Raw genomic sequence first — 4251 nt, forward strand, 5'->3', positions numbered from 1 at the left:
CACCGCGCCAGGGGCGTCCAAACCACGACGCGAGGTCAGCACGAGCCGGCGCACGCCGTGCGCCGTCACCAGGTGCCGGGCCACCAGCGCGCCCAGGCCGCCCGTGCCGCCGGTGACCAGCACCGCGTCCTCGGCCTCCCAGGTGACGGCGTCGTCGGGGTCGGCCTGCGCGGTGACCCGCGCGAGCCTCGGCACCAGCAGCGCGTCGCCGCGCACCGCGACCTCGGGCTCGCCGAGGCCCAGCGCGGGCAGCACGTCCGCGCCCGGCTCGTCGAGGTCCAGCAGCACGAACCGGTCGGGGTTCTCCGCCTGCGCGCCCCGCACCAGGCCCCACACCGGGGCCACGGCCGGGTCGACCGGGTGACCGGCGGCGGGCACCGCGCCCGTCGTCGTGACCACCAGGCGCGAGTCGGCGAACCGCTCGTCGGCCAGCCACTCCCGGAGGACCGCCAGCACGTCGTCCACGGCGGACCGGGCGTCGCTCCCGGACACCACCCGCAGCACGACCCACTCGGGGACCTCGGGCAGCGACGTCAGGTCGGCGGCCCGGACCACGGCGCCCGTCGCGGCGGGCGCCGTGGCGGGCACCCAGTCCACGCGGTAGAGCGAGTCCGGTCCGCTGCCCGCGGCCAGCGCCTTGGCCGAGATCGGCCGGGTGACCAGCGCGTCGACCGCGGCGATCGGCGCGCCCGACGGGTCGGCCAGCAGGATCGAGACCGCGTCGCCGCCCGCCGGGGTCAGCCGGACGCGAGCCGCGGTGGCGCCGGACGCGTGCAGGGTCACGCCGGTCCACGCGAACGGCAGGTCGATCAGGCCCTCCTCGGCGCCGTGGTCGCGACCGCCCGAGGCGTGCAGCGAGGCGTCCAGCAGGGCCGGGTGCAGGCCGAAGCCCTCGGCGTCCGCGTCCTCCGGCAGCGCCACCTCGGCGAAGACCGCGTCGCCCGAGCGCCACGCGGCGCGCACGCCCCGGAACACCGGGCCGTAGGCGTACCCGGCCGCGGCCAGGTCGTCGTACAGCGCGTCCACGTCGACCGGGGTGGCGCCGGCGGGCGGCCACTCGGTCAGGTCGGGCACCCGCGCGCCGGCGGGCGCGTGGTCGAGGAAGCCGGTGGCGTGCCGGGTCCAGGCGACGTCCGCGTCCTCCGGTCGGGAGTAGACGCTCACGGGGCGGCGGCCGGCGTCGTCCGGCGCGCCCACCGCGACCTGGAGCACCACGGCCGTGCGCTCCGGCAGCACCAGCGGCGCCTCCAGGGTCAGCTCCTCGACCCGGTCGCAGCCGACCTGGTCGCCGGCGCGGACGGCCAGCTCCACGAACGCCGTGCCGGGCAGCAGGACCGTGCCGGAGGCGGCGTGGTCGGCCAGCCAGCGGTGGGTGTCCAGCGCGATCCGACCGGTGAACAGCACGCCGTCCGACTCGGCCGTGGTCAGGGCCGCGCCCAGCAGCGGGTGCCGGGCCGCGCCGAGGCCGGCCGCGGTGACGTCGCCCGCGCCGGCGGTGGTGGCGTCGAGCCAGAAGCGGCGGCGCTGGAACGCGTAGGTCGGCAGGTCCACCCGGCGCGGCGCGGCCGGGGCCAGCGAACCGGCCCAGTCGACCGGCACGCCGCGCGCCCACGCCTCGCCCAGGGACAGCAGGACCCGGGACATGCCGCCGTCGTCGCGGCGCATCGAGCCCATGGTCGTCACGTCGCGGCCCGCCACCTCGGCGGTCTCCTGGATGCCCATGGTCAGCACCGGGTGCGGGCTGATCTCCACGAACACCGCGTGCCCGCTGTCCAGCAGCGCCCGGGTGGCGCCGGCGAAGTCGACGGTCTCGCGCAGGTTGGTGTACCAGTACCCCGCGTCCAGCCCGGCGGTGTCGAGCATCCCGCCGGTGACGGTGGAGAAGAACGGCACGTCCGAGGTGCGCGGCTCGATGTCCGCGAGCGCCTCCAGCATCTGGTCGCGGATCCACTCCACGTGCGCGGAGTGCGCGGCGTAGTCCATCGCGATCCGCTTGACCCGCACGCCCTCCGCGGCCAGCTCCGCGCCGAAGGCGTCGAGCGCGTCGGGGTCGCCCGCCACCACGACCGACCGGGCGCCGTTGATGGTGCCGATCGACAGGCCCTCGGGCAGCCGGCCGCGCACGTCGTCGGCGGGCAGCAGGACCGACAGCATCCCGCCCTTGCCCGACATGTGCTCCGCGATGGCGCGGCTGCGCTTGGCCATCATCATGGCGGCGTCCTGGACGGACAGGCCGCCCGCGACGCAGGCCGCGGCGACCTCGCCCTGGGAGTGGCCGACCACCGCGTCCGGGCGCACGCCGTGCGCCCGCCACACCTCGGCCAGCGACACCATGATCGCCCACAGCACCGGCTGGACCACGTCCACGCGCTTCAGCGACGGCGCGCCCTCCGCGCCGCGCACCACGTCCAGCAGGCGCCAGTCCACGTGGGGCTCCAGGGCGGCGGCGCACTCGCGCATCCGCTCGGCGAACACCGGCGAGGACTCCAGCAGCTCCGCCGCCATGCCCGCCCACTGCGAGCCCTGGCCGGGGAACACGAAGACGACGCGCGGCGTGCCCGCGGCCGCGCCGAGGACGGCGGTCGCCGGGGTCTCGCCGGAGGCCAGCGCCTCCAGGTCGGCGCGCAGCCGGTCGGTCGTGCCGCCGACCACGACCGCGCGGTGCTCCAGCAGCGCGCGGGTGGTCACCAGGGAGTGCGCCACGTCCGCCGGGCGCAGGTCCGGCTCGGCGGCCAGGCGCGCGGCGAGCAGCCCCGCCTGGGCGCGGACCGCCTGCTCGGTGCGGCCGGACAGCGCGAACGGCACCACGGCCGGCTCGTCGCCCGCGGGCTCCTCGGGGGCGCTCGGCGCGCCGGGGCCCTGCTCGATGATGACGTGGGCGTTGGTGCCGCTGATGCCGAACGACGACACGCCGGCCCGGCGCGGGCGGCCGACCTCCGGCCACTCGCGGGGTTCGGTCAGCAGCTCGACGTTGCCCTCGGACCAGTCGACCTGCGGGGTGCGCTCGGCGACGTGCAGCGTCTGGGGCAGCACGCCCCGGTGCATCGCCATGACCATCTTGATCACGCCGGCGACGCCCGCGGCGGCCTGGGTGTGACCGATGTTGGACTTGATGGAACCCAGCCACAGCGGCTCGTCCCGGTCCTGGCCGTAGGTCGCCAGCAGGGCCTGGGCCTCGATCGGGTCGCCCAGGCGGGTGCCGGTGCCGTGCGCCTCGACCGCGTCGACCTCGGTGTGCGACAGGCCGGCCATCGACAGCGCGTCGCGGATGACCCGCTGCTGGGACGGGCCGTTGGGCGCGGTCAGGCCGTTGGACGCGCCGTCCTGGTTGACCGCGCTGCCGCGGATCACGGCCAGCACCTGGTGGCCGTTGCGCTGGGCGTCGGACAGCTTCTCCAGCACGAGGATGCCGATGCCCTCGGACCACGCGGTGCCGTCGGCGTCGGCGGAGAACGACTTCGACCGGCTGTCCATCGCGAGGCCGCGCTGGAGGCTGAAGTCCAGGAACGTGTCGGGCGTGGCCATCACGGTCACGCCGCCCGCCAGCGCCAGGCCGCACTCCCCGCCGCGCAGCGCCTGCGCCGCCAGGTGGATCGACACCAGCGACGACGAGCACGCGGTGTCCACCGAGACCGCCGGGCCCTCCAGGCCCAGCACGTAGGACACGCGGCCGGACGCCACCGACGCCAGCGAGCCGTTGCCCAGGTAGCCGGCCAGGTCCTCGGGGATCTCCTTCAGCCGCAACGCGTAGTCGTGGTACATGATGCCCGCGAACACGCCCGTGCGGCTGCCCTTGAGCGAGGTCGGGTCGATGCCCGCGCGCTCCAGCGCCTCCCAGGAGGTCTCCAGCAGCAGTCGCTGCTGCGGGTCCATCGCCTGGGCCTCGCGCGGGCTGATGCCGAAGAACTCGGCGTCGAAGTCCAGCGCGTCGTGCAGGAAGCCGCCCTCGACCGAGTAGGTCTTGCCCGGCTTGCCCGGCTCCGGGTCGTAGAGGTTGTCGACGTCCCAGCCCCGGTCGTCGGGGAAGCGCGAGATGCCGTCCACCGCGCCTTCCACGAGGCGCCACAACTCCTCGGGCGTGCGGACGCCGCCCGGGTAGCGGCAGGCCATGCCGACGATCGCGATGGGCTCGTTGTCGGCCACCGCCACCGTGGCCCGGCGGGCGGGCGCGGCCTGCGCGGACGCGTCGCCGAGCGCCTTCTCCCGGATGTGCCCGACCAGCGCGGCCGGGTTCGGGTAGTCGAACACCAG

1 protein-coding gene is annotated in these 4251 nt (G+C 76.3%); it reads right to left on the reverse strand.

Annotated elements, in window-relative coordinates; all coding sequences use genetic code 11:
• On the reverse strand, nt 1-4251 hold a 4251-nt coding region (locus ACFV4N_RS40480), incomplete at both ends, for a type I polyketide synthase (protein WP_499677992.1).

The sequence above is a fragment of the Actinosynnema sp. NPDC059797 genome (assembly GCF_042732085.1).
In the GTDB taxonomy this organism is placed as follows: Bacteria; Actinomycetota; Actinomycetes; order Mycobacteriales; family Pseudonocardiaceae; genus Actinosynnema.